At 49.0% G+C, this 1,094-nt stretch carries 1 protein-coding gene; it reads right to left on the bottom strand.

Features of this window, described 5'->3' with window-relative positions:
* Position 1 precedes the first annotated feature (1 nt).
* Positions 2-1,084, bottom strand: coding sequence for a photosystem II q(b) protein (psbA, locus tag ACM0OY_RS40420; RefSeq protein WP_414574303.1), 1,083 nt, complete (start codon positions 1,082-1,084; stop codon positions 2-4).
* Positions 1,085-1,094: the final 10 nt, after the last annotated feature.

Here is a 1,094-nt window from a genome sequence, read left to right as displayed (position 1 = left end):
ATTAACCGTTGATGGAAGGAGCGGTTAGAGCCACAGGAGCAACATCGCCAGCAGCCAAGTCTAAGGGGAAGTTGTGAGCGTTACGCTCGTGCATTACTTCCATACCCAAGTTAGCGCGGTTGATGATGTCAGCCCAGGTGTTGATGACGCGACCTTGTGAGTCAATGATTGATTGGTTGAAGTTGAAACCGTTCAAGTTGAACGCCATTGTGCTTACACCCAAGGCGGTGAACCAGATGCCGATTACAGGCCATGCAGCTAGGAAGAAGTGCAAGGAACGGCTGTTGTTGAAGGAAGCGTATTGGAAAATTAAGCGACCGAAGTAACCGTGTGCTGCAACGATGTTGTAGGTTTCTTCTTCTTGACCGAACTTGTATCCGTAGTTTTGAGATTCGCTTTCGGTTGTCTCACGAACTAAGGAAGAAGTTACCAAGGAACCATGCATTGCAGAGAACAAACTTCCGCCGAATACACCAGCCACACCTAACATGTGGAAGGGGTGCATCAAGATGTTGTGTTCTGCTTGGAACACAATCATGAAGTTGAAGGTTCCAGAGATTCCCAAGGGCATACCATCTGAGAATGAACCTTGTCCGATGGGGTAAATCAAGAAGACTGCGGTTGCTGCTGCTACTGGTGCGGAGAATGCTAGGCAGATCCAAGGACGCATTCCTAAGCGGTAGGAGAGTTCCCATTCACGACCTAAGTAGCAGAATACGCCTATCAAGAAGTGGAATACTACCAATTGGTAAGGACCACCGTTGTACAGCCACTCATCAAGAGATGCTGCTTCCCAAATTGGGTAGAAGTGTAAACCGATGGCGTTAGAGGAAGGAACTACTGCACCAGAGATGATGTTGTTTCCGTACATCAAGGAACCTGCTACTGGTTCGCGGATACCATCGATGTCTACTGGAGGTGCGGCGATGAAGGCGATTACGAAGCAAGCGGTGGCTGCTAGTAGGGTGGGGATCATTAATACGCCGAACCAGCCGATGTAAAGGCGGTTGTTGGTGCTGGTTATCCAGTTGGCGAAGCGATCCCAGACGTTGGCGCTTTCGCGACGTTGAATGGTTGCTGTCATTGTTTTATAA

It is taken from the genome of Nostoc sp. CCY 9925 (assembly GCF_963920935.1).
Taxonomy (GTDB): domain Bacteria; phylum Cyanobacteriota; class Cyanobacteriia; order Cyanobacteriales; family Nostocaceae; genus Nostoc.
Note: the sequence above shows the minus strand (reverse complement) of the source record. Positions and strands in the feature narration are given on the sequence as shown.